The 21,264-nt window shown below is 64.0% G+C and carries 18 protein-coding genes and 1 tRNA gene; 10 read left to right on the top strand and 9 right to left on the bottom strand.

Annotated features, from left to right (window positions below; all coding sequences use genetic code 11):
- Positions 1–2 precede the first annotated feature (2 nt).
- Both MchiMG62_RS04805 and MchiMG62_RS04800 read right to left on the bottom strand, forming a co-directional pair.
- The gene (locus MchiMG62_RS04805) at positions 3–704 is read right to left on the bottom strand and encodes a heme exporter protein CcmB (RefSeq protein ID WP_221058117.1); all 702 of its coding nucleotides are present in this window, start codon (positions 702–704) and stop codon (positions 3–5) included.
- Positions 701–1,633, bottom strand: coding sequence for an ABC transporter ATP-binding protein (locus tag MchiMG62_RS04800; protein WP_221058116.1), 933 nt, complete (start codon positions 1,631–1,633; stop codon positions 701–703). The genes MchiMG62_RS04805 and MchiMG62_RS04800 overlap by 4 nt, the downstream gene beginning before the upstream one ends.
- Positions 1,634–2,250: 617 nt before the next feature.
- Between MchiMG62_RS04800 and MchiMG62_RS04795 the strand changes: the two genes are divergently transcribed.
- On the top strand, positions 2,251–3,534 hold the full coding sequence (locus MchiMG62_RS04795; protein ID WP_221058115.1) for a uracil-xanthine permease family protein: 1,284 nt from the start codon (positions 2,251–2,253) through the stop codon (positions 3,532–3,534).
- Between the two features lie 212 nt (positions 3,535–3,746).
- Here the strand turns inward: MchiMG62_RS04795 and MchiMG62_RS04790 are convergent.
- A tRNA-Ile gene (locus MchiMG62_RS04790) sits at positions 3,747–3,819 on the bottom strand.
- 416 nt (positions 3,820–4,235) lie between these two features.
- Between MchiMG62_RS04790 and iorA the strand changes: the two genes are divergently transcribed.
- The 3 genes from iorA to MchiMG62_RS04775 all read left to right on the top strand — a co-directional run bounded on the left by iorA (position 4,236) and on the right by MchiMG62_RS04775 (position 8,014).
- Complete coding sequence (gene iorA / locus MchiMG62_RS04785; RefSeq protein ID WP_221058114.1) at positions 4,236–6,005, top strand: indolepyruvate ferredoxin oxidoreductase subunit alpha; 1,770 nt, start codon at positions 4,236–4,238, stop codon at positions 6,003–6,005.
- Positions 6,002–6,589, top strand: a complete 588-nt coding sequence (locus MchiMG62_RS04780) for an indolepyruvate oxidoreductase subunit beta (RefSeq protein ID WP_221058113.1) — start codon at positions 6,002–6,004, stop codon at positions 6,587–6,589. Before iorA ends, MchiMG62_RS04780 begins: the two co-directional genes overlap by 4 nt.
- A 90-nt stretch (positions 6,590–6,679) precedes the next feature.
- The gene (locus MchiMG62_RS04775) at positions 6,680–8,014 is read left to right on the top strand and encodes a DUF8157 domain-containing protein (protein ID WP_221058112.1); all 1,335 of its coding nucleotides are present in this window, start codon (positions 6,680–6,682) and stop codon (positions 8,012–8,014) included.
- Between the two features lie 526 nt (positions 8,015–8,540).
- On the opposite strand, the gene MchiMG62_RS04770 is transcribed toward MchiMG62_RS04775, so the two are convergent.
- Entirely contained in the window at positions 8,541–9,521 is a 981-nt protein-coding gene (locus MchiMG62_RS04770; RefSeq protein ID WP_221058111.1) for a DUF8173 domain-containing protein, read from the bottom strand.
- 135 nt (positions 9,522–9,656) lie between these two features.
- On the bottom strand, positions 9,657–10,289 hold the full coding sequence (locus MchiMG62_RS04765; protein WP_221058110.1) for a hypothetical protein: 633 nt from the start codon (positions 10,287–10,289) through the stop codon (positions 9,657–9,659).
- A gap of 212 nt (positions 10,290–10,501) precedes the next feature.
- Here MchiMG62_RS04765 and MchiMG62_RS04760 point away from each other — a divergent pair, with 212 nt between their 5' ends.
- The 4 genes from MchiMG62_RS04760 (at position 10,502) to MchiMG62_RS04745 (ending at position 13,281) form a co-directional block, all read left to right on the top strand.
- On the top strand, positions 10,502–10,915 hold the full coding sequence (locus MchiMG62_RS04760; protein WP_221058109.1) for a hypothetical protein: 414 nt from the start codon (positions 10,502–10,504) through the stop codon (positions 10,913–10,915).
- 338 nt (positions 10,916–11,253) lie between these two features.
- Positions 11,254–11,907 (top strand): hypothetical protein, encoded by a 654-nt coding sequence (locus MchiMG62_RS04755; protein WP_221058108.1) that lies wholly within the window; start codon positions 11,254–11,256, stop codon positions 11,905–11,907.
- Positions 11,904–12,605, top strand: a complete 702-nt coding sequence (locus MchiMG62_RS04750) for a hypothetical protein (RefSeq protein ID WP_244987802.1) — start codon at positions 11,904–11,906, stop codon at positions 12,603–12,605. Before MchiMG62_RS04755 ends, MchiMG62_RS04750 begins: the two co-directional genes overlap by 4 nt.
- A 112-nt stretch (positions 12,606–12,717) precedes the next feature.
- Entirely contained in the window at positions 12,718–13,281 is a 564-nt protein-coding gene (locus MchiMG62_RS04745) for a hypothetical protein (protein WP_244987801.1), read from the top strand.
- A gap of 135 nt (positions 13,282–13,416) precedes the next feature.
- On the opposite strand, the gene MchiMG62_RS04740 is transcribed toward MchiMG62_RS04745, so the two are convergent.
- Together MchiMG62_RS04740 and MchiMG62_RS04735 are read right to left on the bottom strand one after the other, a co-directional pair.
- Positions 13,417–15,852 (bottom strand): DNA-directed DNA polymerase, encoded by a 2,436-nt coding sequence (locus tag MchiMG62_RS04740; RefSeq protein WP_221058645.1) that lies wholly within the window; start codon positions 15,850–15,852, stop codon positions 13,417–13,419.
- 19 nt (positions 15,853–15,871) lie between these two features.
- Positions 15,872–16,738: a malate dehydrogenase gene (locus MchiMG62_RS04735; RefSeq protein WP_221058106.1), complete on the bottom strand. Its 867-nt coding sequence runs from the start codon at positions 16,736–16,738 to the stop codon at positions 15,872–15,874.
- Between the two features lie 204 nt (positions 16,739–16,942).
- Here MchiMG62_RS04735 and MchiMG62_RS04730 point away from each other — a divergent pair, with 204 nt between their 5' ends.
- A complete protein-coding gene (locus MchiMG62_RS04730) occupies positions 16,943–17,830 on the top strand; it encodes a dihydroorotate dehydrogenase (protein WP_221058105.1) in 888 nt (295 codons plus the stop codon).
- Positions 17,823–18,587 carry a dihydroorotate dehydrogenase electron transfer subunit gene (locus MchiMG62_RS04725; RefSeq protein WP_221058104.1) on the top strand — a complete coding sequence of 255 codons (765 nt, stop codon included), beginning with the start codon at positions 17,823–17,825 and terminating at the stop codon, positions 18,585–18,587. Before MchiMG62_RS04730 ends, MchiMG62_RS04725 begins: the two co-directional genes overlap by 8 nt.
- Positions 18,588–18,615: 28 nt before the next feature.
- Here MchiMG62_RS04725 and MchiMG62_RS04720 read toward each other — a convergent pair whose 3' ends face one another.
- Positions 18,616–19,803 carry a WD40 repeat domain-containing protein gene (locus tag MchiMG62_RS04720; protein ID WP_244987800.1) on the bottom strand — a complete coding sequence of 396 codons (1,188 nt, stop codon included), beginning with the start codon at positions 19,801–19,803 and terminating at the stop codon, positions 18,616–18,618.
- 833 nt (positions 19,804–20,636) lie between these two features.
- Positions 20,637–21,260: a molybdenum cofactor guanylyltransferase gene (gene mobA / locus MchiMG62_RS04715; protein ID WP_221058102.1), complete on the bottom strand. Its 624-nt coding sequence runs from the start codon at positions 21,258–21,260 to the stop codon at positions 20,637–20,639.
- Between the last annotated feature and the right edge of the window lie 4 nt (positions 21,261–21,264).

Genomic DNA, 21,264 nt, shown 5'->3' with positions numbered 1-21,264 from the left:
TTTTACGGAATTGTTCGGACGATCCGCTCCTTCGTCACCTTCCCGGCGATGAAGCGGGCGAGGGCAAGGAACGCCAGGCCCACGACCGCGAGGACCGCCTCCGCCGTCGCCGAGATTCCCGACCCGCCGGATAAAACGGCCTGGAGCCCGCCGATCAGGAAGATGAACCCGAATATGAAGGCGAACCCGAGGATCTGGTTCTCCCGCATCCCGAGCGCGAGCTGGGCCGCGCCGATGAGCCCGGCCGCGGCGGCGATCCAGACCGGAACGACGGCCGCGAGGTGGAGGAGGAGCAGGGGTTCGGCGGCGATGGGAGCGTCCGCCAGAGCAGAGGCTGCCCCCATGCTCACCGCGGCCGCGAGGAGGGTCGTCAGGTACGCCGGGACGACGACCCCGAGGGCTTTCCCCTCCCAGAGACGCTGGAGCGAGACCGGGGCGCAGAGGAGGGTCTCGATGGTGCCGTCCCGCTTCTCGCGGAGGAAGGCGTCGGAGCAGAAGATATAGCCCATGAAGACCCCGACCGGGAGGGTGATCGCTGCGATGCCGCCGGCAACAGCCGCGGCGTCTCCACCGGCTGCCGCGGCGATGCCGAGGGCGGTCATGACCGGGAACCAGATAGCGAAGATGAACGCGGTGATGAGGACGCCCCGGTTCCGGAGGGCGAGCCTTATCTCCCGGCGGGCGATGACGGAGAGCGTGCTCATGCCCCGCCCTCCGCCCGGCCGACGTGTTCGAGGTAGATCTCCTCAAGCGACCGCGACGACCGGCGGACCTCCTCGATACGGAACCCTGCCCCGACAAGGGCCGCAACGAGGTCGGGTATCGCGGCCGGATCGGCGAGGGTGCATCGGAGGGCGTCGCCGTCTGCGTCGCACCCGGCAACGAACGGGAGGCTCCCGACGGTCTCGCACGCGCGGGCGCGATCGCCGGGGTCGGTGAGGGCGACCGTCACGGCCGGACGGCCTGATGCCGCGGTGAGGTTCTCCACCGAGTCGAAGGCGCGGATCCTGCCCTCGGCGAGGATCGCGACCGTGGAGCAGATCCGCTGGACCTCGTCGAGGTGGTGGGAGTTTAAGAAGACGGTCATCTCCTCCCGGCGGGAGAGTTCGAGGATGAGGTCGCGGACCATCCTCTGCGCGCCGGGGTCGAGGCCGGAAGAGGGTTCGTCGAGGAAGAGGATCTCCGGGCGGTGGAGGATCGCCCGGGCGATACCGAGTTTCCTCTTCATCCCGGTCGAGAACGTCCCGACCGGGTCGTTCCGCCGGTCGGCGAGATCGACGAGCGCGAGGAGTTCGTCGATCCGCTCCGCCGGGTCGTCGACGCCGTAGAGCCCGGCGTAGTAGGCCAGGTTGTCCGCGGCGCTCATCCGGTCGGCAAGGCCGTTGTTCTCGAAGAGCACCCCGACTCGCGCACGCGCATCGTCGTCGGCGGCGAGGTCCCTCCCGAGGACCCGGACATCGCCCGCGCCGGGGGCGAGGAGGCCGAGCAGGATCCGGATGGTCGTGGTCTTCCCGGCGCCGTTCGGGCCGAGGTAGCCGAAGATCTCCCCATGCCCGACGGTGAACGAGACGTCGCGGAGGATATCGCGGCCGTCGAAGGACCGCGAGAGGCCCCGGACCTCGACGGCGTTCACGCCCGGCTCCTCCGCTCGATGCCGGGACGAATACAGGATCCAGCCGCATGACCGGGTGAAAACATACCGATCAATTCCCGGCCACGGGGCATCAAACCATCGGTTTGTGCGGAAACGACCATGAGATGGCGCCGGGCCTTATCCTGTAGGGTAGGAGGGAGAGTGACAGGCCTCCCTCTTACGCGACAGAGACGGGGGAGGGAGCAATGTATGGCTCACCTCTCCTGTACGGCTTTCATGGGAGTATCGCCATGACTGCCCCCGCCCCTCGGGCAGGCCGAAGGCCGGGTGGGGTGGGGGTTACAACGGATATACTGAATTGGTGGTGACTACGGGTGGATCCAGTACCGTACTCCGCCCTGCACCGGGGTTACAACGGATATACTGAATTGGTGGTGACTACGGGAGAGTTCTACAGGGTAGAAGCAGGGGTGGGGGCTACAAAGAGATACCGCCAAACACCCGGGCGCACCGCGCCCCATATCCTCCATCCGGCTCAGGCCTTCTCCCGCTGAAATGGGAACTATTATGGAGGCTGAGAGGGGAATATCATCATTATAGGCCGGAACGCTCCGTGCTCCACCCCGGGGCCGGTCGTTTCGCCGGGAGCCGCTACAATGGAGTTCTCTTACGGCATCGACGACCGGCCGCGGCCGGCATCGCTCCTCATCTTCGGTCTGCAGTGGCTGGCGGTGAGCGTACCCCTCGTCCTCATCACCGGCAGGGTAGTTGCCGGGCTCGAAGCCGGGGGATCGGCCGTCCCGTACCTCCAGAGACTCTTCCTCCTCGTTGCGCTGGTGCTGCTCGCGCAGGTGTATCTCGGGCACCGGCTCCCCCTGGTGCTCGGACCGGCGACGGTGCTCCTGGTCGGCATCCTTGCAAGCCTCGATGCAGGGTTTCCGGCCATCAATGCGTCGCTGGCGATCGGCGGGCTCCTCCTCACCGGACTTGCGGCGACCGGCCTCATCGGACACCTCAGACGCCTCTTCACGCCCCGGGTGATCGCGGTCGTCCTCATGCTCATCGCGTTCACCCTCGCACCCATCATCCTCGATCTCATCACGGACGGCGGCGGCACGGTTCCGGCGACGCAGACCTTCCTCTTTGCCGTCGCGTTTGCGCTCGTCCTCTTCGCCGCACACGGATTTCTCAAAGGGGTATGGAAGTCAACCCTGCCGCTCTGGGCGATCCTCCTCGGCACCCCGGTCTACATCGCTCTCTTCGGGGCGGTCTCTCTGCCGCCCGCGGATACCGCTCTCGTCGCGCTGCCTGAAAACCTGCTCGCACCGCTCGCCGTGCCCGACGCCGGGGTGCTCGCAGCGTTCCTGATCTGCTACCTCGCGCTCGCCACGAATGACCTCGGGTCGATCCAGTCGGTGGGCAGTTTGCTCAAAGCCGAGGGAATGGGCGAACGGGTGAACCGCGGGGTGGCCGTCACCGGCCTCGGGAACGCCCTTGCGGGTGTTACAGGAGTGATCGGCCCGGTGAACTTCTCGCTCTCCCCGGGCATCATCGCCGCCACCGGGTGCGCGTCACGGTTCGCCCTCGTCCCGGCCGCGGTCGGGCTCGGGCTCGTGGCCGCATCGCCCCTTGCCATCGGCTACCTGGAGAGCATCCCGGCACCCGTCATCGGCGTCGTCCTCACTTACGTCATGGCCGCCCAGATTGCGGCGGGGCTCATGCTCGGCCAGGAGAGCGGGACGGTCGGGACGTTCGACGGAGGGCTGGTCGTCGGCATCCCCCTCCTTCTCGGGACGCTGGTGGCCTTCCTGCCCCCGGAGGTCGCCGCAGGGTTTCCGGCACTCATTCGCCCGCTGATCACGAATGGTTTCGTTGTGGGTATTGTCACGGTCTTACTGCTCGAGCACATCGTCTACCGGCGGCTACAGGCTTCGGGCTGAACGGGTGCGCTCGTGCATCGCCTCCCGTTTCCCGCGATGTTAAACGAGAGACGATATTGCCGGAGAACCTCGGATACAGCATGAATTTTGAATAGGAGACCAAGTAGATATACAGTAAAGAGGACAGCGAGGCCGTGAGATTTGAGCGCACGACCACCTAGTTATCAGCCGTGTTCGAACAACTCCTGAAAACAAGCTAGAATGAGAAACGATGGGCCCGGTGCGATTCGAACGCACGACCTCCCGGTTATCAGCCGGGTGCACCACCGGCTATGCTACGGGCCCGACGCACTTGTAGTAGTGCCTATAAATGTTGTATAATCTTCAATTTAAAGGTTGTGCAAGAACCCTGCCCGGAATCGCCTGAGTGTGACATCACTGAAGAACCGACAGGGGCAACAGTCCAGGAGTGAGTACCCTCCCGGGACGAAAACCGTCGCGCATGGCTGCATCGGGGCGAGCAGAGGCGTTGCGATCATCGCCGCCCCTGCCGCGGGCAATGCGCATATCCTGAGGAAGAGGCGTCCGTGATCAAACCCCGGGAGAGAACGCCTTCATCCCCCGGAGAACGATGGGTTGCAACGGATGCGGCCCGTCGCGGCTGCCCCCCAATACCCGGCATTTCGGCACCGGATTGTTCCGGACAGGCATCCAAAGCGCTATGTTGAAACCCGACAATAGAAGTACAGTTGAGTGGAACAATGGCAATACGGTACCTACTCGGAAACGAGGGCATCGCTCACGCGTGCCTTGAGGCAAACATCGATTTTGCCAGCGGTTATCCCGGCACGCCGTCCTCCGAAGTGATCGACGTCCTCCGGGTGCAGAAGGAGCGGCCCTTCACCGTGGAGTGGTCCACGAACGAGAAGGTCGCCTTCGAGAACGCGCTCGCCGCCGCCTGGTGCGGGGTTCGCGCGCTCTGCACCATGAAGCACGTCGGGCTGAACGTGGCGGCCGACCCCCTGATGACGAGCGCATACACCGGGGTGACCGGCGGGTTCGTCATCCTCTCCGCCGACGACCCCTTCGCGCACAGTTCCCAGAACGAGCAGGATACCCGGCGCTACGCGCACTTCGCCCGGCTCCCCTGCCTCGACCCGGCATCGGTTCAGGAGGCGCACGATATGATGCGGGACGCCTTCGCCCTCTCCGAAGAGTTCGGTCTGCCGGTGATCTTCCGCCCCACCACCCGGATCTGTCACTCGAAGGGCGACGTCGACCTCGGAGAGGTCGGCACCGAGCACCGGGCCGCCGAGTTCCGGCGCGACCCGAAGCAGTACGTGGTCATCCCCGCGCATACCCGGGTGCTGCACAAGAAACTGAACGAAAAACAGCCAGACCTCAAGCGGCGGCTGGTCGAACTCGGCTACAACCGCCACACCATCCGGGGCAAAACCGCCGTCGTCGCGAGCGGCGTCTCGGCCGCCTACGTCCGGGAAGTGCTCCCCGCCGACGTCTCGCTCGCGATCGTCGGCGCCTACCCGATCGACGAGGAGTGGCTCCGGGACTTCGTCGACCGGCACGATAAGGTTCTCGTCGTCGAAGAACTCGATCCGGTCGTCGAGGAGGTTGTCCGGCAGGTGGCGACAAAGACCGAGGTCTTCGGTAAGATCGACGGCACGGTTCCGTATGAAGGGGAGTTCACCCCGGCGACCGTCGCCGCCGCCCTCGGGAAGGCGGGCATAACCCCCACGGCGACCTTCCCGGCGGCAGCCCCGGTCCCGGGAGTCCCGCCCCGTCCGCCGATCCTCTGCGCCGGGTGCATGCACCGGCCGACGTTTTACGCGATGCGGAAGGTCTTCCGCGACGGCATCTTCCCGAGCGACATCGGGTGCTACACCCTCGGGCTCCAGCTCGGCGCGGTGGACACCACCATCTGCATGGGCGCCTCGATCACCGTCGGGAGCGGGATCGCCCGGTCGGGGGAGGAGCGCCCCGTGGTCTCGACCATCGGCGACTCGACGTTCCTGCACACGGGAATACCGGGACTCTTAAACGCCGTCTACAACGGCGCCGATATGGTCGTCGTCATCCTGGACAACCGGATCACCGCCATGACCGGCCACCAGCCGAACCCCAACACCGGCATGACGGCCACGGGCGAGGAGAGCACCCCGATATCGCTCGACGCGATCTGCCGGTCGTGCGGGGTCTCCTGGGTCGAGACGGTCGACCCCTACGACCTTCCGGTGCTCCTCGACACCCTCCGCAGGGCAAAGGAGCGGAGGGGTGTCCGGGTCGTCATCGCAAAGCAGCCCTGCGTCATCACCGCACGGCGGAGCGGGATCAGGCGCAAACCCTACACGGTCGACCCCGAACGGTGCACGGGCTGCGGCGCCTGCCGGTCGTTCGGCTGCCCGGCGATCGCGTTCGTCGATAAGAACGCGACGATAACCGAACTCTGCGCCGGTTGCGGCGTCTGCGCGGACATCTGTCCGTCGGGCGCGATCGTCATGGGGGGACGGCGATGAAGCCCTCGTTCGACGTCCTGATCGTCGGGATCGGCGGCCAGGGAACCGTTCTTGCCTCGAACGTCCTCGGCGAGGCCTGCATCATCGAGAAACGGGCAGTCCGGAGCGCCGAGACCCACGGGATGGCGCAGCGCGGCGGGTCGGTGGAGAGCCACATCCGGATCGACGGGGAGCACGGCTCCCTGATCGTGCCGGGGACGGCCGATCTCCTCGTCGCCTTCGACCTCCTCGAAGCGCTCCGCTACCGGCATTACCTCCCGGCAGGTGGGAGGCTTGTCGTGAACCGGAACCTGGTCGTTCCGACGTCGGTCTACCAGCAGGGCATCGACGTCCCCGACGAGGAGAGCATCCTCGCCGCACTCGCCGACCTCGACGTCACCTGCATCGACGCCGCGGCCCTCGCAGAGGAGGCAGGGAGCATCCTCTCGCAGAACATCGTGATGCTCGGGGCGGCGTCGGGCGAGATCCCGCTCCGGCCCGAGACCCTCGAAGAGGCGGTGCGGCGATGCGTGCCGCCAAAGACCGTCGAGGCCAACACCGCGGCCTTCCGGCTCGGCCGGGAGAAGGGCGCCGGCACGCCCTGAGCGGGATCCGCCGCCCATCCCCACAGTCCTATTTTTCCGCAGAACGGGGCGCCGCAACCTGTATAACCCATCCTGCCGAGCTGGTATGCCATGAGCGAGCGGGGTAGCGTTGAAGGGCCGTTAGCGGTCGACGATGCCGGGCGCGAGCGGCAGCTCGCGTTCTTTGAGGAGCCGGCGATCCCGGACTACATCCAGCGTCTGGTCGAGTCCTACATCGAGAAGAAGACCGGGAAACCGTGGGACGACCCGGTCGTGCTCGACCGGATGCGTAACGCCATCCTCGCCCAGAAGAGCCGGTACTGGAAAGAGAAGCGGGTGAGTTACCGGAAGGCCTACCAGGTTCTCGGCTACCTGGCCTACCACGCGCCGGTCTACCTGGTGCAGTTCGAGCACATCCTCTGGCAGATCATCGACCGCGGGCTCGCAAAACCTCATATGCGCATCCTCGATCTCGGCACCGGACCGGGAGTCGTGCCGCTCGCCGTCATCGATCTCCTCGGGCGGCTCGGGAGCGGCTCCGCAGAGGTCTATGCCGTCGAGCAATCGGAGGAGCACTTCGAGGCCTACAACGCCCTCGTCCCGGCAGCCGCCGCGGCGCGAGGCAACGCCGTGCGGGTGGAAAAACCCATCCGTGCCGACATCGGGGCGCTCGAGGCCGGGGACCTGCCCGACCGGATTGACCTCATGGTCTTCTCGAACGTCCTGAACGAACTCCGCCATCTCGATATCGACCGGCGCGCCGACCTCGTCGCCGGTCTCGCCGACCGGCTTTCGCCCGACGGGACGATCGTCGTCGTGGAGCCGGCCGACCTCGCCAACTCTACCGCCATGCGGCAGACCGTGCGGGCGATCGCGGAGCGCGGCCCTGCGATCTACAGCCCCTGCTCGTTCATCCGGGGAACCGCCTGCAACCCCGTCCGATGCTGGACATTCGAGCAGAAAGGCGACATCCGGCCGACCCGGTTGATGGAGCGCCTCGCAGCGGGGAAAGACGGCTACCGGTTCATCAACGTCGATATCAAGTACTCCTCAGCGCTCCTGCGGAAAGATGCAAAGAAGCAGCACGCCTACCGCGTCCCGCCGGGGGCGAAGTTCGCCCGCCTCTCGCACCTCCGCCGGCATCGCGACAAAAAGATCAACGTCGTCGCCGCGCTGATGTCCGGCAACCTCGGCGACAACCGGACGAAGGTCTACAAGGTCTGCGACGGGACGCCTGCGGACCCCACCTACGCCGTCGTCCCGGCGACCCTCCGCGGCGCGAACCGCGACGCGCTCGAAGGTCTCCCCTACGGCGATATCGTCCGGCTCTACGGGGTTCTCGTCCGGTTCAACCGCGACCATGATGCCTATAATCTGGTCGTCCTGCCGGGGACACGGATCGAGCCGGTCGGGCGTCCGGGGGGAGAGGGGACGGAGATAGCGTAGATCCACTGAAGAGGCTTCTGCCGGAGTTTTGGTAAAAGGGTCTTGCAATCCTGTTCGGGGGGGAGAGCCGCATGGTCAGTTACAACTCCCATGTACGGGTTTCGAGGGACTGCGCACCTAGCGGTGCTCGAACTCCATTCCTATCGGAACATCGCTTATCGCCACGCACTGCCCCCGCCCCTGAGGGGCGGCGGGGGGAGGCCGGGCGAGGTGGAGTCACAGGTGTCCGTGTACAAGGTAGAGACAGGGGAGGGGGCACGCCCCCTTCGCACCTATCGGTGCTCAAACTCGCTCCGCTCGCACTCCCCGTCAGCCCCTCCCCCATGGCGATATTCCCACGGTCCACTGTATGGGGCTTTGCTCTCGTCTTTTCACTGTTCTAGTTATTCACACAATAGAGATGCTCCTAACCTAGAGAAGGAGAACGCATGTTCTTTCCACAGACCAAGAACTTTGTCGCTAACGGCCACACATCCCCTGCCGGGGCGCAAGGGAGCGCCCCCGCAAACCCGCCGGAAAAAAGATATTACGCCCCGCCACCGCCGGCACGGAACGGAGAGGCACTCCTGAGCGCGTAGAGCAGCCCGCCGTAACCGAGACTGACCGCGATAATCTGAACGATCGCCCCGAGCAGCGGGATGAAGATGAGGACCTGCAGGATCACGAACCCCAGGACAAATATCCACGAACGCCCCGGGCTCCACCCTGCCCGGGAGGCGATGACGTCCCCGAGGGCGTATGCAACAAAGAGCGACGAGAGCATCAGGGCGACGATGAAGAGCATTCCTGCGACGAGTGCGATGGGGAGGCCGACGATCGTGATCGCGATGATGACGAGGATGATCGCCGATACGACGATCGCGACGAACCCGAGAACCGTCAGGAGAACCGGACTCTTCTCGACCTGCCCGACCACCGCCGCAAAGAGGTCGGGGAACCCCCGGATGAGGAGGAGCCCGAGGATAAGGAACCCGACGGCGAAGAGCACCGAGAAGAGGTCGGGCAGCAGTCCGGGCTCCGGCGGCTCTTCGAACGTCACGTTCCCGGCCGTGCCGGGATTGTTGAACGTCTCGCCCGATACCGTCAGGTTGCGGAGAACCGATCCTGCGTTGGTGACCTCTCCCGCCGAGATGAACGCGTCGCGCTCTATGACGGCATTCCCCCCGATCCTGACCGTGCCCCCGGTGATGAGGGCGTTCGTCGCGTTCCCGTTCAGTTCGATATCGCCCCCGGCGGCAAGCACCTTTCCGCCGACATCGCCGTTGATGACCAGGGTTCCTCCCGCGGCGATGACGTCGCCGGCGACCGGCGCATCCACCGTCACCATGCCCCCGGCGACCGTCAGGCTGTCTACGGGGGCGTTGACTGTCACGGATCCGCCCGAAGCGACCACGTCGTCGGGGATGGGGGTGTCGATCACCTGCTGACCCCCGCCGAGGAAGGTGAGCGCCTGAACTCCGGACGGGATGAGCAGCAGGCCGATAATCAGCACTACCAGATGCTTCATACACCGGGAATAGAGCGCTCCCCTCAAAAATCTTCGCGCGAAAGGGAAGGTGATACCGGATCGGTGGTGCTCACGGCCGAGATTAAGGCCGATAAGCCCGCCATCCGGAGAAACCGCGTCCTGGAACCGTTCCCGCTACACCAGATCCCCGAGGCGGCGCTTGAGCTCGGCGAGCGCCTCGTCCTTCCCGGGAACTTCCGAATCCTGGACGGAACGAATGTTCTCCTCGATCGACGTTGCCATCCACTCCTTCGGGACGCCGGACGCCGTGAAGAGTTCCTGCCACTCCCCGGAGCCGAACGGGATGACTTTGACCAGTTTACCGAGAATGTTCCAGTCGACGACCCTGTACTCCTCTCCGGTGCTGGTATCCGCCACCTGTACCGACCGGTCGTCGTTGCACCTGATGACCCGGGCGTGGATGACGTAGACGCTCACCTCGTCTTTGTCGGTGAAGGAGATCTGGACGATATCGTCCGGCTGCGGGCTCTCGGGCACCATGTAGAGGACGATGTCGCCCGGATACATCAGCTCCGGCTCGTATCGGTCAGCGATGCCGATGTAGCCGGTATCGGAGACGTAGAGCCGGAGATACTCCTGGTAGAACTTCCGGACGATCCAGTAGACCGCTCCCGGGTGAGTCTCCGCCAGTTTCAGGAGGAGATTGTGGATGGCACTTGGAATGCTCTCCGGCCGATCCAGCACCTGGCGGGCCAGATTCTCGTACGCTTCCACAACCCCGGCCTCTTTCTGCGTTGCCTCTGCCATGCTAACAAACCCCGCTGCATAATACCGGTGGTAGGATAAAAGTGTTCCTCCGTGTTTTCCTGGCACGCCGCCCGGATAGGCGTATGTTCCCGGCCCCGTACCGGTCCCGGAGAAGGGGAACCGCCGGCACCGCCATCGAATACATGAGGAGAAGGAAGAACTATAACGCTTATATTCGAACGTGACCATAGAGTAAAGTAGAGGATATTGATATGGGTGGCATAAAGGATTCTACGTATCTTGATGTCCAGAAAGCCCTCTCCCGGCGGTTCTCTCCCCAGGACGGGTGGCAGTTCGCATGGTCTTCCGCCAGCAGTGCGCAGCCGGAGGGTCTGCTCTCCCGCCGGGTCGCCGGCAGGACGGAGCGGGTGCTCGTGAACGTGAAGATGGCTTCCAACGTCCCGGCAGGCACCGTCCAGGCACTCGAGGCTGCCGCAAGCGCCGGCAAAGCCGACAGGGCGGTTCTCGTCGTGCCCGGCGGGGCGGCCGTCCCGGAGGTTCCCGAGGGGGTCGACGTCCTGGAGATGGGCAACTGGCAGATCGTCGGCGGCCGCATCGCCTGGGCGAAGAACATCGAGAGGAGCGCGTTCCTCGAGGAGGAGCGTGCGAGGAGGGGCCTCGCGTAACGCGGCCCTTCACAACACTTTTACAACGACGTTTCGATAGTCCTCTACCTAAGAGAGGAACGTTGCATTTTCGCGATTTGAGCCGCCTTCTCGCCCGGTCCGTGCGATCCCCGGCATCCCGGGACAGCGTAGACGACGTTCACATGCATAGTAAAGGGCGTTTAGCCACGAGCCGTCCGCGAACCGGATCATCGCCTGCCATACGGGATCCTCATCATTCGCGCGGCTCCGCTTCCCGTCTCGTAACGGCTGTTTTCATGGAGAGAGTCGATCCGATACCTCCGATGTGTAGACGCGTGTCACAGAAAAGGTATATAGTGGAACATTGATTTCCAACCATGTACGCCGGACCGTGCATCCTGACTGCAGTTCTCATCGCCGTTCTCGCGTGCGCCGGGTGTCTGGGACCGGCCGGACCAGTCGTAAATACCACCCCGGAACCGACACCGGAGCCCTGCGAGACCTGCACCGTCCCCAAGGACTTCTGCGGCCCGCCCGGGGTCTGCCCGGGGGAGCCGGTGAACGGCATCTATGCCTTCACGGACAGGAACACCTACCGGATCGGGGACGTGGTGGAGTTCGGCATCGTCAACTGCGGCGATGAACGAAAGGCGTTCGGCACCCCAGATCCGTGGGTGATTCAGCAATGGGTCACAAACGCATCCGGGGTCACTCATCAGGGGAGCTGCGGTGACCCGGCGGTGGGGAACTGCACCGGCGGCATGTGGGTGATGATCGGCATCAGCGGGTGGTATCATACAGGCGAGACGGTGTACCTCTACCCCGGAGAGAACTGGACGGTGCAGTGGAACACTACGGACTGGTGGGATACCGCAAAGGTAAGAGGAGACCACGTAGAGCCGTTTGATCACCGGAAAAGGAGCGACGGGTCTTCGTATCAGATTAGTGAAGACCCTCTTACTCCCGGGATATACCGGGTGTGGTATATGTGGTATAGTAACAACGCATCCAAGGAGTTCGAGTTTGTGTGACGGATGAAGCGGACAACTCCGGCCCCCGGAAGCATAAGGGTGTGTACGCAAACGGAGAAACCACCATGAAACCACGCATTCCCACATGCATCGCAATGATAATCTTCGTCGTCCTTGCCAGTGCCGGGTGCCTAGAACCGACCGGTATCAACATGACCATAAACGCCACACAGGAGCCTACACCAGAGCCTTGCGAGACTTGCAGCGTCCCCGAGGGATTCTGCGGCCCGCCCGGGGTCTGCCCGGGGGAGCCGGTGGACGGCACCTACGTCTTCACGGACAAAAACGTCTACCGTATTGGGGAGGTGGTGGAGTTCGGCATCGTCAACTGCGGCGATGAGCGCATAATGTTTGCTCATCCATCCCCGTGGTTGATTGAAAGATGGATCGCAAACGCATCCTGGGGTACACCGGAGAACGATACCGACGGTACGTGGGAGATGGTCGGCCATGTTGCAGGATTTGTTCAAACAATGGCATGGCCTCTCCATCCCGGAGAGACGGAGACGACGCGGTGGAATACTACAGACTGGAATACTCCAGAGTGGGGGAGGGAGGTGCGGCCGGTGGACGATAACGCCACCCTCATCCCGGGGACATACCGGATACGGTACCCCTGGATTGGGATATCCCCGGGGGACCGGATACAGTACGTAGAGGACAACCTCAACTTCACCAAGGAGTTCGAGTTTGTGTGACGGGTGAAGCGGGCAGCCTCTGGCCGCTATGCAGCCCAACGGGTCCCATTCACCCGGAGGCATAAGGATGTGCGTGCAAATGGAGAAACCACAAATTCACCTATGCATCGCGATGATAGCCCTCATCGCCGTCCTCGCGACCACCGGGTGTCTGGGACCGGCCGATACCGCCGTAAACGCCACCCCGGAACCGACACCGGAACCCTGCGAGACCTGCACCGTACCCGAGGGATTCTGCGGCCCGTCCGGGGTCTGCCCGGGGGAGCCGGTGAACGGCACCTACGCCTTCACGGACAGGAACGTCTACCGGATTGGGGAGGTGGTGGAGTTCGGCATCGTCAACTGCGGCGATGAGCCCGTGGGGTTCGGCAGCCCACTCCCGTGGTGGATTGATAACTGGGTCACGAACACATCCGGATGTACGCCGGGCAATTGCACCGGCGGCACGTGGGAGCCCATAGCCGATGGCGGATGTGCTCCGGCTGTGATGTGCTTCCTCGACCCCGGAGAGAACTGGACGGTGCAGTGGAATACTACAAACTGGTGGGATACTGCAGAGGCGAGCGGAAGCCCCGTACATCCGTATGATATTCGGATTAGCGACGACCCCCTTATCCCCGGGATATACCGGGTGCGGTATGAGCCCAACTTCACCAAGGTGTTCGAATTCGTATGAGGGGGGAGAAGCAGGCGATTCCGACACCCGGGACCGGGGCACGCCATTTTCCGGGTGTAGAAGGAGCCGGCACGAACCGGGAGCGCAGAACCCCGGTCGGTCGGGTCACGTCACCAGCAAGGCGCTCCCGAGCCGTCACATCCCGAAGTCAAAGAGCGTCGTCCGTGTCGGGTCGACGTCGTGCCAGTCCCACCCGAGCGGCTCGATGATCCGCGAGAGGGGACTCTTGAGCGTCTTTTCAAGCATCGTCTCCCAATCGACGACGAACTCGGGCGGCACCTGGTCGGCGTACTCGAAGCAGACCACGTCCGTCCTCGGGTACTTCTCCGTGACGTTCTTGATGTAGACCCGTTTTGGCTTGCTGCCCCGCTTGAAGTCGGTCCCGAGATGCTCGTTCGAGTACTTGGCGCCCCGGATGTGGGCGTCGTCGTTCTCGTAACTATCGAGGTTCTTCCCGATCCCGCCTGGAATACCGGCCTCGTCGAGCGAGTACTCTCCGCGGCGGTACTTCCTGATAACGTCGCGCAGGTAGGCCTGCACGTCGCTGAACGCGTCCCCGCGGAGGATCATCTCGATGACGGCGCGCTGCACCTCCCGCGTGATCTGCGGGGAGTCGCTCCGCCGGATCTCGAAGCCGACGACATCCACCTCGTCGACGTCCTTGCCCTCTTTCCAGACCAGGTGCCCGGCGTAGCGCTTCTTCTTGCCTGCCTGGAAGAAGCGGCGGTAGACCTTCTCGAACTTGATGGAGAAGTAGTGCGTATCGGCGGCGAGCTCGGTCTTCGCGAAGCCGCCGTAGCTCGCGTTCAGCTTCGCCTCGATTGCCCTCGCACGGGCGATCGTCTCTTCGAGGTTCCCCGGCGGAACCTGCACCATACAGGAGTCGGTATCGCCGTAGAGGACGGTGTAGCCGAGACCGGTGATGACATCCCGGGTGTGCCTGATGATCGCCCGGCCGACCGACGTGACGGCCGACCCGATCTCGCGGTCGTAGAGCCTGAACCGGGTGTAGCCCGAGACCCCGTAGTAGGAGTTCATGATCACCTTCAGGACGTTCTGCTGGAGGTCGTAGAGGACGTACTCCGGCGACCCGAAGGGGTAAAGATTTCGGAGGCGCTTTCGCTCGTCCCGCTCTTCGAGGAGTTCGGCGATGATGCTCCGCGTCAACCCGTCCGGTTTCCGGGAGAACCGGACGCCGTTCGGCGCCCGCAGTTCGCCGTCCGGGTTCTTCGTCTCGGGCGAGGCGTTGATCGTCATCATCGCCATCGGGTAGAGGGACTTTAAGTCGAGGACCACCACGTTCTCCCGGAGGCCCGTCGCAGGCTCAAAGACGGTCGCCCCCTCGAACTCGTCCCCGGCGGCGAGGCCCTTGGAGGGGAGGACAAACCTTCCCGATGCCTTCCGCAGGACGTAGATGTCGATGACGTTCGAGGAGTTCAGCGTCCGATCGAGCGGGCACCCGACGTACCTGGCGATCTCCCGGTAGAACTCGATGATGTTGTTCTTTTGATCGATCCCGACGCAGAGTTCGACGTCGCGGCAGTTGTACTCCACGAGCCGCTTCGGGTCCGACCGCCAGAGCTCGGTGATCGTCCCGGTGTAGCGGACCTTCGTCACCCCGAGTTCCTCTTCGGCGACCGCGTCGAGCCGGTAGGACTCCTTCTGCGCCTGGTGCATCTTCCGGTAGGCACCGAGGAGATCGAAGATCGAACGCCCACGGATGGCGTTTCGTTCGGTCTGCCCGGGGATACGGGCAAGATCCTCGGCCGGGAGACCAAGCGCCGCCATCCGTTTCACGATGTAGGGGATATCGAACTCCACGAAGTTCCAGCCCGAGAGGATATCCGGGTCGCGCTCCCTCGTGTAGGCGACGAGCCCGCGGAGCATCGAGGCCTCGTCCGGGTACCGGACGACCCGGTGCCGCTCGTTGACAGAGAGGTCGGGCACGTCGCCCGCCGCCGCGCCGGGCTGCCAGAGGAGGGTCAGGTAGTCGCCGTCGAACGAGTCCCAGCAGGTGACGCAGATGATCGGGTCGCGCTCGGGCTCGGGGAACCCCTCCTCGTCCACGCACTCGATATCCATGATGCACGTCCGGGCGGGAGCCTTGATCTCGGCCGGCGCGAGGTCGGAGTACTCGACCTCAAAAGCACCATCAAGCAATGCAACAGCATCGGCCGGGAGTTCGACACCGGCGGTAAGGCCGCGGTCTATCATGAACCGGGTGGTAAACGGGATATCGGCCTCATAGTGCTGCTTAAAGTCATCGCGGACGGCACGGACGTCGCCGGGACGCCGGGTGTAGAGCCGCCGGAGGGGAACGCCCTGGATGGAGCGGTAGTCCGTATTCCGGTCAACGTCGACGATCTCCCGGGGGAGGGATCTGCCGTCCACCTGATCGGCAGGCACGTAGAAGTAAGGCCGAAAACCGGTCACCCGGACCTGGATGGCCTTCCCGGATGCGTCCCGTCCGAAGATGTGAACGACCGGGGTATCGGCACCGACGCTGTACTCCACCTGATGAATGCCGACACGCATCTTCCCGAAGTCGTCGAGGACGGTCGTAACGCTCATGCCGGGCTCAAGCACCCGGTCAGCCATCGAATCTCCTGCAGAGGTCCCTGACAAACGCCCCCGCCTCCGCCATCTTTGCGGACTCCCAGGTATCGAGATCCCACTCCTCGATGCCGAGGATGCCCTCGCGGCCTATCCGGGCGGGGACGCCGAGGGAGCAGCCGGAAAGACCGTATTCGCCGTCGAGCACGCACGAGCAGGGGAGCACCTCGCGCCGGTCGTCGAGGATCGCCCGGATCAGCATGGTGACGTGGTACGCAGGCCCGAAGACCGTCCCCCCTTTGCCGCGGATCACCTCCATGCTCGCCCCACGCATCCGGGAGAGGATTGCCTCCCGCTCTTCGATACCGAGATCAGCCCCGGCCTTCGAGAAGAGCGGCACCTGATGTTCGCCATGCTCGCCGAGCACCCAGGCGGGTCCCGGTTTCCCCGCTTCATCGAGGTAGCGGGCAAATCGCGCGCTGTCGAGCTGGCCTCCGAAACCGATGCACCGGTGCCGGTCGATGCCCATCATCTTCCAGAGGCCGTAGTTGTTCGCGTCCATCGGGTTCGTGACGGAGATGACGACTCCGGGGAATCCCTGCAGGAACTCGCTGCACCGCTTCGCCACCGGTATGTTGGCATCGAGGAGGTCTGCCCGGGTCTTGATATCCGGTGTCCTCGGGGTGCCTGCCGCAAAGACGAATATATCGGCATCCCGTATCGCGGCCGTTTCAGTGACGATCGCGATGTCGATACCCGTGTGCTGCAGGTCGAGCACCTGCGCCCGGAGGAGGGGCTCGTATACGTCGTAGACGACGATCTCGTCTACGAGACCGAGCGCGGCGGAGAGGAACGCCGTTTCGCCCCCCACCTTTCCGACGCCCAAGATTGCAAGCGAGGTCATAGTATCGGTCCTAATCAGAGTAATGGTATAAGGTATGCGCGCAAAGAGGCCCCGGACTGCACGGAGAATAACAATCCGGCGGGGAAAAAAGCCTCCTTACCGCTTCCCGTGCCGGTACCCGGGCTCCGGAGAGCGGAGCACATACTTTCCTGTCAGTACACTTGGCGCGAGAGTATAATAATACCCCGCTCCCACCTGTTTTCAATGGTTGCGCTTTATCCAGGCCCCATCGAGGTCGGCGGCATCCGGTTGAGGAACCACCTGCTGCTCGCGGCCGGCATCCTCGGCACCACCGGGGCGTCGCTCGCCCGTATCCTCGCGAACGGAGCGGGCGGTGTGGTCACGAAATCCATCGGCCCGAGCCCGAAAGAGGGGCACCCCGGCCCCTGCCTAGTCGTGGTCGACGGCGGCATCATCAACGCCATGGGCCTGCCGAACCCCTCGGCCGCGTTTGTGGAGGAACTGGCCGCCCTTCAAAGCGAGCCGGTGATCGTGAGCATCTTCGGGGGAACACCCGAAGAGTTCCGGACGGTCGCCGGGTGGTTTGCCGGTAAGGCCTCGGGGCTCGAACTGAACCTCTCCTGCCCCCACGCGGAGGGCTACGGGGCGGCCATCGGGAGCGACCCGGCTCTCGTGGAGGAGTGTACCCGGGCTGTAGCCTCCCTCGGGGTTCCGACCTGGGTGAAACTCACCCCGAACGTCGCCAATATCGCCGAGATCGGAGCGGCGGCGGAGCGTGGCGGGGCGGACGCGATCGTCGCGATCAATACCGTGAAAGCGATGCGGATATCGACGGCGCTCCGCCGGCCGGTGCTCGGGAACCGGTTCGGCGGGCTCTCGGGGAAAGCCATCTTCCCCGTCGCGGTCCGGTGCGTCTACGACCTCTACGAGGCGTGCTCCATCCCGATCGTCGGGTGCGGCGGGATCTCCACCGCCGACAACGTCGTCGAGATGATGATGGCGGGTGCGAGCGCCGTCGAGATCGGGAGCGCGGTCGTCGACGACATCGGCATCTTTGCCGCGATTGTAAACGATCTCTACAATCCTGACGGCATCGACGCGGACGAGATCGTGGGGTGCGCCCATGCATGAGCAGATGCCCGCAGGGGTCATGATAACAGAGATCGTCGAGGAGACGCCGTCGATCAGGACGTTCGTCTTCGACCGGAAGATTGCAGCGAGGCCGGGCCAGTTCGTGATGGTCTGGGTCCCGGGCGTGGACGAGATCCCGATGGGCCTCTCCTCCCCGTCGTCGATAACCGTCCAGAAGGTCGGAGACGCGACCGCCGCTCTCTTTGCGATGCACGAGGGCGACCGGATCGGGATCCGCGGCCCTTACGGGAACGGCTTCTCCGTCTCCGGGAGGACGCTCGCCATCGGCGGCGGCGTCGGGGCCTCTCCGCTCCTGCCGCTTGTTGCGGCCGGGCAGGTGGACACCTTCCTCCTCGGCGCACGGACGGCCTCCGAGCTCCTCTTCACCGACCGGATACGGGGTGCGGCGGCGTTGATGATCGCGACCGACGACGGCACCGCAGGCCACCACGGGTTCGTGACGGAACTCATCTCGAGGGTGGACCTCGCCGACTTCGACCACATCTGCATCTGCGGGCCGGAGGTGATGATGGCGGCGGTCCTCGCCATCCTCGACCGGGAAGGGTGTACGGAGCGGGGGCAGTTCTCCATAAACCGCTACATGAAGTGCGGGGTCGGTCTCTGCGGGTCGTGCTGCACCGACCCGCACGGCCTGCGGGTCTGCAGGGACGGCCCCGTCTTCTCCGGCGACGTCCTGCTCGATAGCGAGTTCGGGCATTACGCGCGCGACGCGAGCGGAAGCAGGCGCCGGGTCTAGTCCGTCCATCCTGCCCGAAAAGAGTGGGTCAGGCCAGGAAGTCTTCCTGGGGTTTAAAGAGGAGGGAGATGATGTTCTCCACCCACCCGAAGACCCTTGAGGTTATCGGGACTTCTTCCCGGGCCGCGGCGCCCACTTCCGCCCCTGTATCCGTGCTGGTGTTCCCGGGTGCCGGGGAGGCGGTCACGCCTGCCGTCGCCTCTCCCGGCTGTTCGGTCTCGTTGATAACGGCCTCCGGCGGATTCCAGGTCTCGACCAGGTCCGGATCGTTTGTGAAGAGACGGATTGAGCGATCGCCCTCGCCGCCCCCGACGACGAGGAACGAACCGTCGGGGGTCACCGCGACGGACTCCGCGCGGCCGCCAAGGCCGATCTTCTGGACCTCGACTCCCGTGCGGTCGATGACATGGATCATCTTGCCGGCTGCAGCGAAGATCCTGTCAGCCTCGTTCGTCAGGGCCGTCGAGACGACGGCATCGCCCACGGGGTATTTCCAGAGGTGTTCGCCCTCCCCCGTGGAGAGGTAGAGGCACCGGTCGACCGACCCGGCCGCCACGAACCGCCCGTCGGGGGTGAGGGCAATCCCCCTCACCAGTCTGCCGGTTCCGTAACTCCAGGACTCTCCTTCCCTGCTGTTGAGGAGGTATACCCCCTGGTTATCGCAGCCGATCGCGATCCTGCGGCCGTTCTCCGATATCGCGAGACCGTAACTGTCGGTTCCCATATCGTAGTCCCAGAGTTGCTTCTTGTTCCGATCAAAGATGTAGACCGCACCGTTATCGCAGCCGGCGGCGACATACATCCCGTTCGACGAGAGATCCACGCTCCGATAGATAAAAGATGTCTTCACTGTCCAGAGCAGGTCTCCGTCCCGGTTGTAGAGGTAGAGTTTGTCCGCAGCAACGCCGATCCACGACCCTTCGGGCGATATCCCGACGCCGTTCACACGCGCTCCGGCAGAGTTCTGCCAGAGGACGTTGCCCTGCCGGTCGAGAAGGTAGACCATCGAACCTGCAGAGGCAACGATCGTGGAACCGTCGTGCGTGACCGCCACGGAACTGACCGGGCCGCTTGCCCCCAGGCTCCAGACGGGAACGTAATCCCCCTTGTCGGCGGAGACAACCCCGCACAGGGCTGCAACAAGACAGCAGAAGAGAAGGAGCGGTGTCGCTATACGTCCTGCTCGATTTCCCTGGATCGCACGCCCGGAACGCATTATTCCGGAACCGTCCCGGACCCTGCCGGTAGAACTGGATGAAGTCACTTCCCCCGATGACATCACGGCCTGACTTCTCGGAGATAGTATATAGTTCTTTCGGGCGATGTACCGCCTCCGGCTCCCGGGGCGGTTCGGCGGGTCCTGAACGACCCCGATCAGGGACGGCCGGGGGTTGCCACGGTTTCGGGAGTGCCGGTAGAACTTTTCGAGGATTCGGAAGAGTCTCAGTACTTCACCAATTTCGGCACCCGACACCGGACTTCGCGTTCTTCGCGCCTTCGCGTGAGGTGACGGCGGGAGCAGTACCGAAATCTCACGCGAAGAGCGCGAAGCCGCGAAGTGCGACTGGCCGAAGGTGCGACGTTCCAGAGGAACGGAGCTGGAGCACCGTTAGGTGCGTGGGCAGGAGCATGAGCACCGCAAGGTGCGAAGTTCGGTGCCCGGGTGCTGCCGATCCCGTTGTAGGTCGCTATGCGAGGCTGCATTGGTCTATTTCAGATGCCGAAATTAGCGAAGTACTGTGGTTCGTAAGAACCGGAGTTCGAGCACCGTCAGGTGCGAAGTGCGAGTGTAGCGAGCATGAGAAGCCATCAAGCTTCGAGCCGCGACGTTCCATCAAGAATGGAGTTTGAGAAGCCTCGATGGTTGATCCTCCGGGTGGACTGCTCCAACCATGTTAGCAAAGTACTGAGCCGGATTCGGGAACTCACCGCTCGGGCACGAGAAAAGGGGGTTCCTGAACGGGGAATGCTCGCAGAGATACGGCAGGCCGGGCGGTCTCCCGTCCGGTTACGGGTCGGGGTTCCGTGCGAAAATCGGCGTGACGACGTTCAGCAAGGGCCACGCAGGTCGTCGGTGTCGCATCCTGCCGTGGGATTGATCGACTCCAGGTCTTCGAGATTGTTGATATTCGTAAACGTCAGCAGGTTGGGATCGATCTCGCGAATCCTTTCTACAGACACGTACCGGGTATTGAGACTCCAGATCATCGCCCGGAGCGAGAGTGAATCGTGCTCCTCCAGGTAATCGAGCAGTGCGCTCCTCCGGTAGACCGCGTGGAGCGGTTCGAGCATATCGGCGTTCCAGCTAGGAATAGCGGCATCGTAGCCGACTGCGGCGTCGAAGAGCAGCCGGACCACCCCCGGGTGGATGCAGGGCATGTCGCAGGCGGCAACGAAGACATACTCCCCGTGCACCGCGAGCGCCCCCGCGTGCAGGCCGCCGATGGGGCCGAGACCTCTCCGGACGTCCGATATGCACCTGATATCCCCAAGATGACCGAACCGCTCGCACTGCCCGGGATCCCGCGCAACGACCACGATCTCGTCGACCGCCTCCTCCAGGGTGTCGATGAGGCGGTCGATGAAGGTCTTGCCCCGGAACGTGAAGAAGTACTTCTCCCGCCCCCCGGCACGGCGTGCCGCTCCGCCGACAAGGACAATCGCAGATCGCATGCTC

Origin of the sequence: Methanoculleus chikugoensis (assembly GCF_019669965.1) — an archaeon.
Lineage (GTDB): Archaea > Halobacteriota > Methanomicrobia > Methanomicrobiales > Methanoculleaceae > Methanoculleus > Methanoculleus chikugoensis.
Note: the sequence above shows the minus strand (reverse complement) of the source record. Positions and strands in the feature narration are given on the sequence as shown.

What these genes read in the sequence shown, in the direction of transcription:
- MchiMG62_RS04765 (WP_221058110.1), bottom strand. Translation starts at nt 10,289, where the DNA reads ATGGCAGAGGCAACGCAGAAAGAGGCCGGGGTTGTGGAAGCGTACGAG.
- MchiMG62_RS04735 (WP_221058106.1), bottom strand. Translation starts at nt 16,738, where the DNA reads ATGACCTCGCTTGCAATCTTGGGCGTCGGAAAGGTGGGGGGCGAAACG.
- MchiMG62_RS04805 (WP_221058117.1), bottom strand. Translation starts at nt 704, where the DNA reads ATGAGCACGCTCTCCGTCATCGCCCGCCGGGAGATAAGGCTCGCCCTC.
- MchiMG62_RS04775 (WP_221058112.1), top strand. Translation starts at nt 6,680, where the DNA reads ATGAGCGAGCGGGGTAGCGTTGAAGGGCCGTTAGCGGTCGACGATGCC.
- MchiMG62_RS04780 (WP_221058113.1), top strand. Translation starts at nt 6,002, where the DNA reads ATGAAGCCCTCGTTCGACGTCCTGATCGTCGGGATCGGCGGCCAGGGA.
- MchiMG62_RS04755 (WP_221058108.1), top strand. Translation starts at nt 11,254, where the DNA reads ATGTACGCCGGACCGTGCATCCTGACTGCAGTTCTCATCGCCGTTCTC.
- MchiMG62_RS04760 (WP_221058109.1), top strand. Translation starts at nt 10,502, where the DNA reads ATGGGTGGCATAAAGGATTCTACGTATCTTGATGTCCAGAAAGCCCTC.
- MchiMG62_RS04725 (WP_221058104.1), top strand. Translation starts at nt 17,823, where the DNA reads ATGCATGAGCAGATGCCCGCAGGGGTCATGATAACAGAGATCGTCGAG.
- MchiMG62_RS04720 (WP_244987800.1), bottom strand. Translation starts at nt 19,803, where the DNA reads ATGCGTTCCGGGCGTGCGATCCAGGGAAATCGAGCAGGACGTATAGCG.
- MchiMG62_RS04745 (WP_244987801.1), top strand. Translation starts at nt 12,718, where the DNA reads ATGATAGCCCTCATCGCCGTCCTCGCGACCACCGGGTGTCTGGGACCG.
- MchiMG62_RS04730 (WP_221058105.1), top strand. Translation starts at nt 16,943, where the DNA reads ATGGTTGCGCTTTATCCAGGCCCCATCGAGGTCGGCGGCATCCGGTTG.
- iorA (WP_221058114.1), top strand. Translation starts at nt 4,236, where the DNA reads ATGGCAATACGGTACCTACTCGGAAACGAGGGCATCGCTCACGCGTGC.
- mobA (WP_221058102.1), bottom strand. Translation starts at nt 21,260, where the DNA reads ATGCGATCTGCGATTGTCCTTGTCGGCGGAGCGGCACGCCGTGCCGGG.
- MchiMG62_RS04770 (WP_221058111.1), bottom strand. Translation starts at nt 9,521, where the DNA reads ATGAAGCATCTGGTAGTGCTGATTATCGGCCTGCTGCTCATCCCGTCC.
- MchiMG62_RS04795 (WP_221058115.1), top strand. Translation starts at nt 2,251, where the DNA reads ATGGAGTTCTCTTACGGCATCGACGACCGGCCGCGGCCGGCATCGCTC.
- MchiMG62_RS04740 (WP_221058645.1), bottom strand. Translation starts at nt 15,852, where the DNA reads ATGAGCGTTACGACCGTCCTCGACGACTTCGGGAAGATGCGTGTCGGC.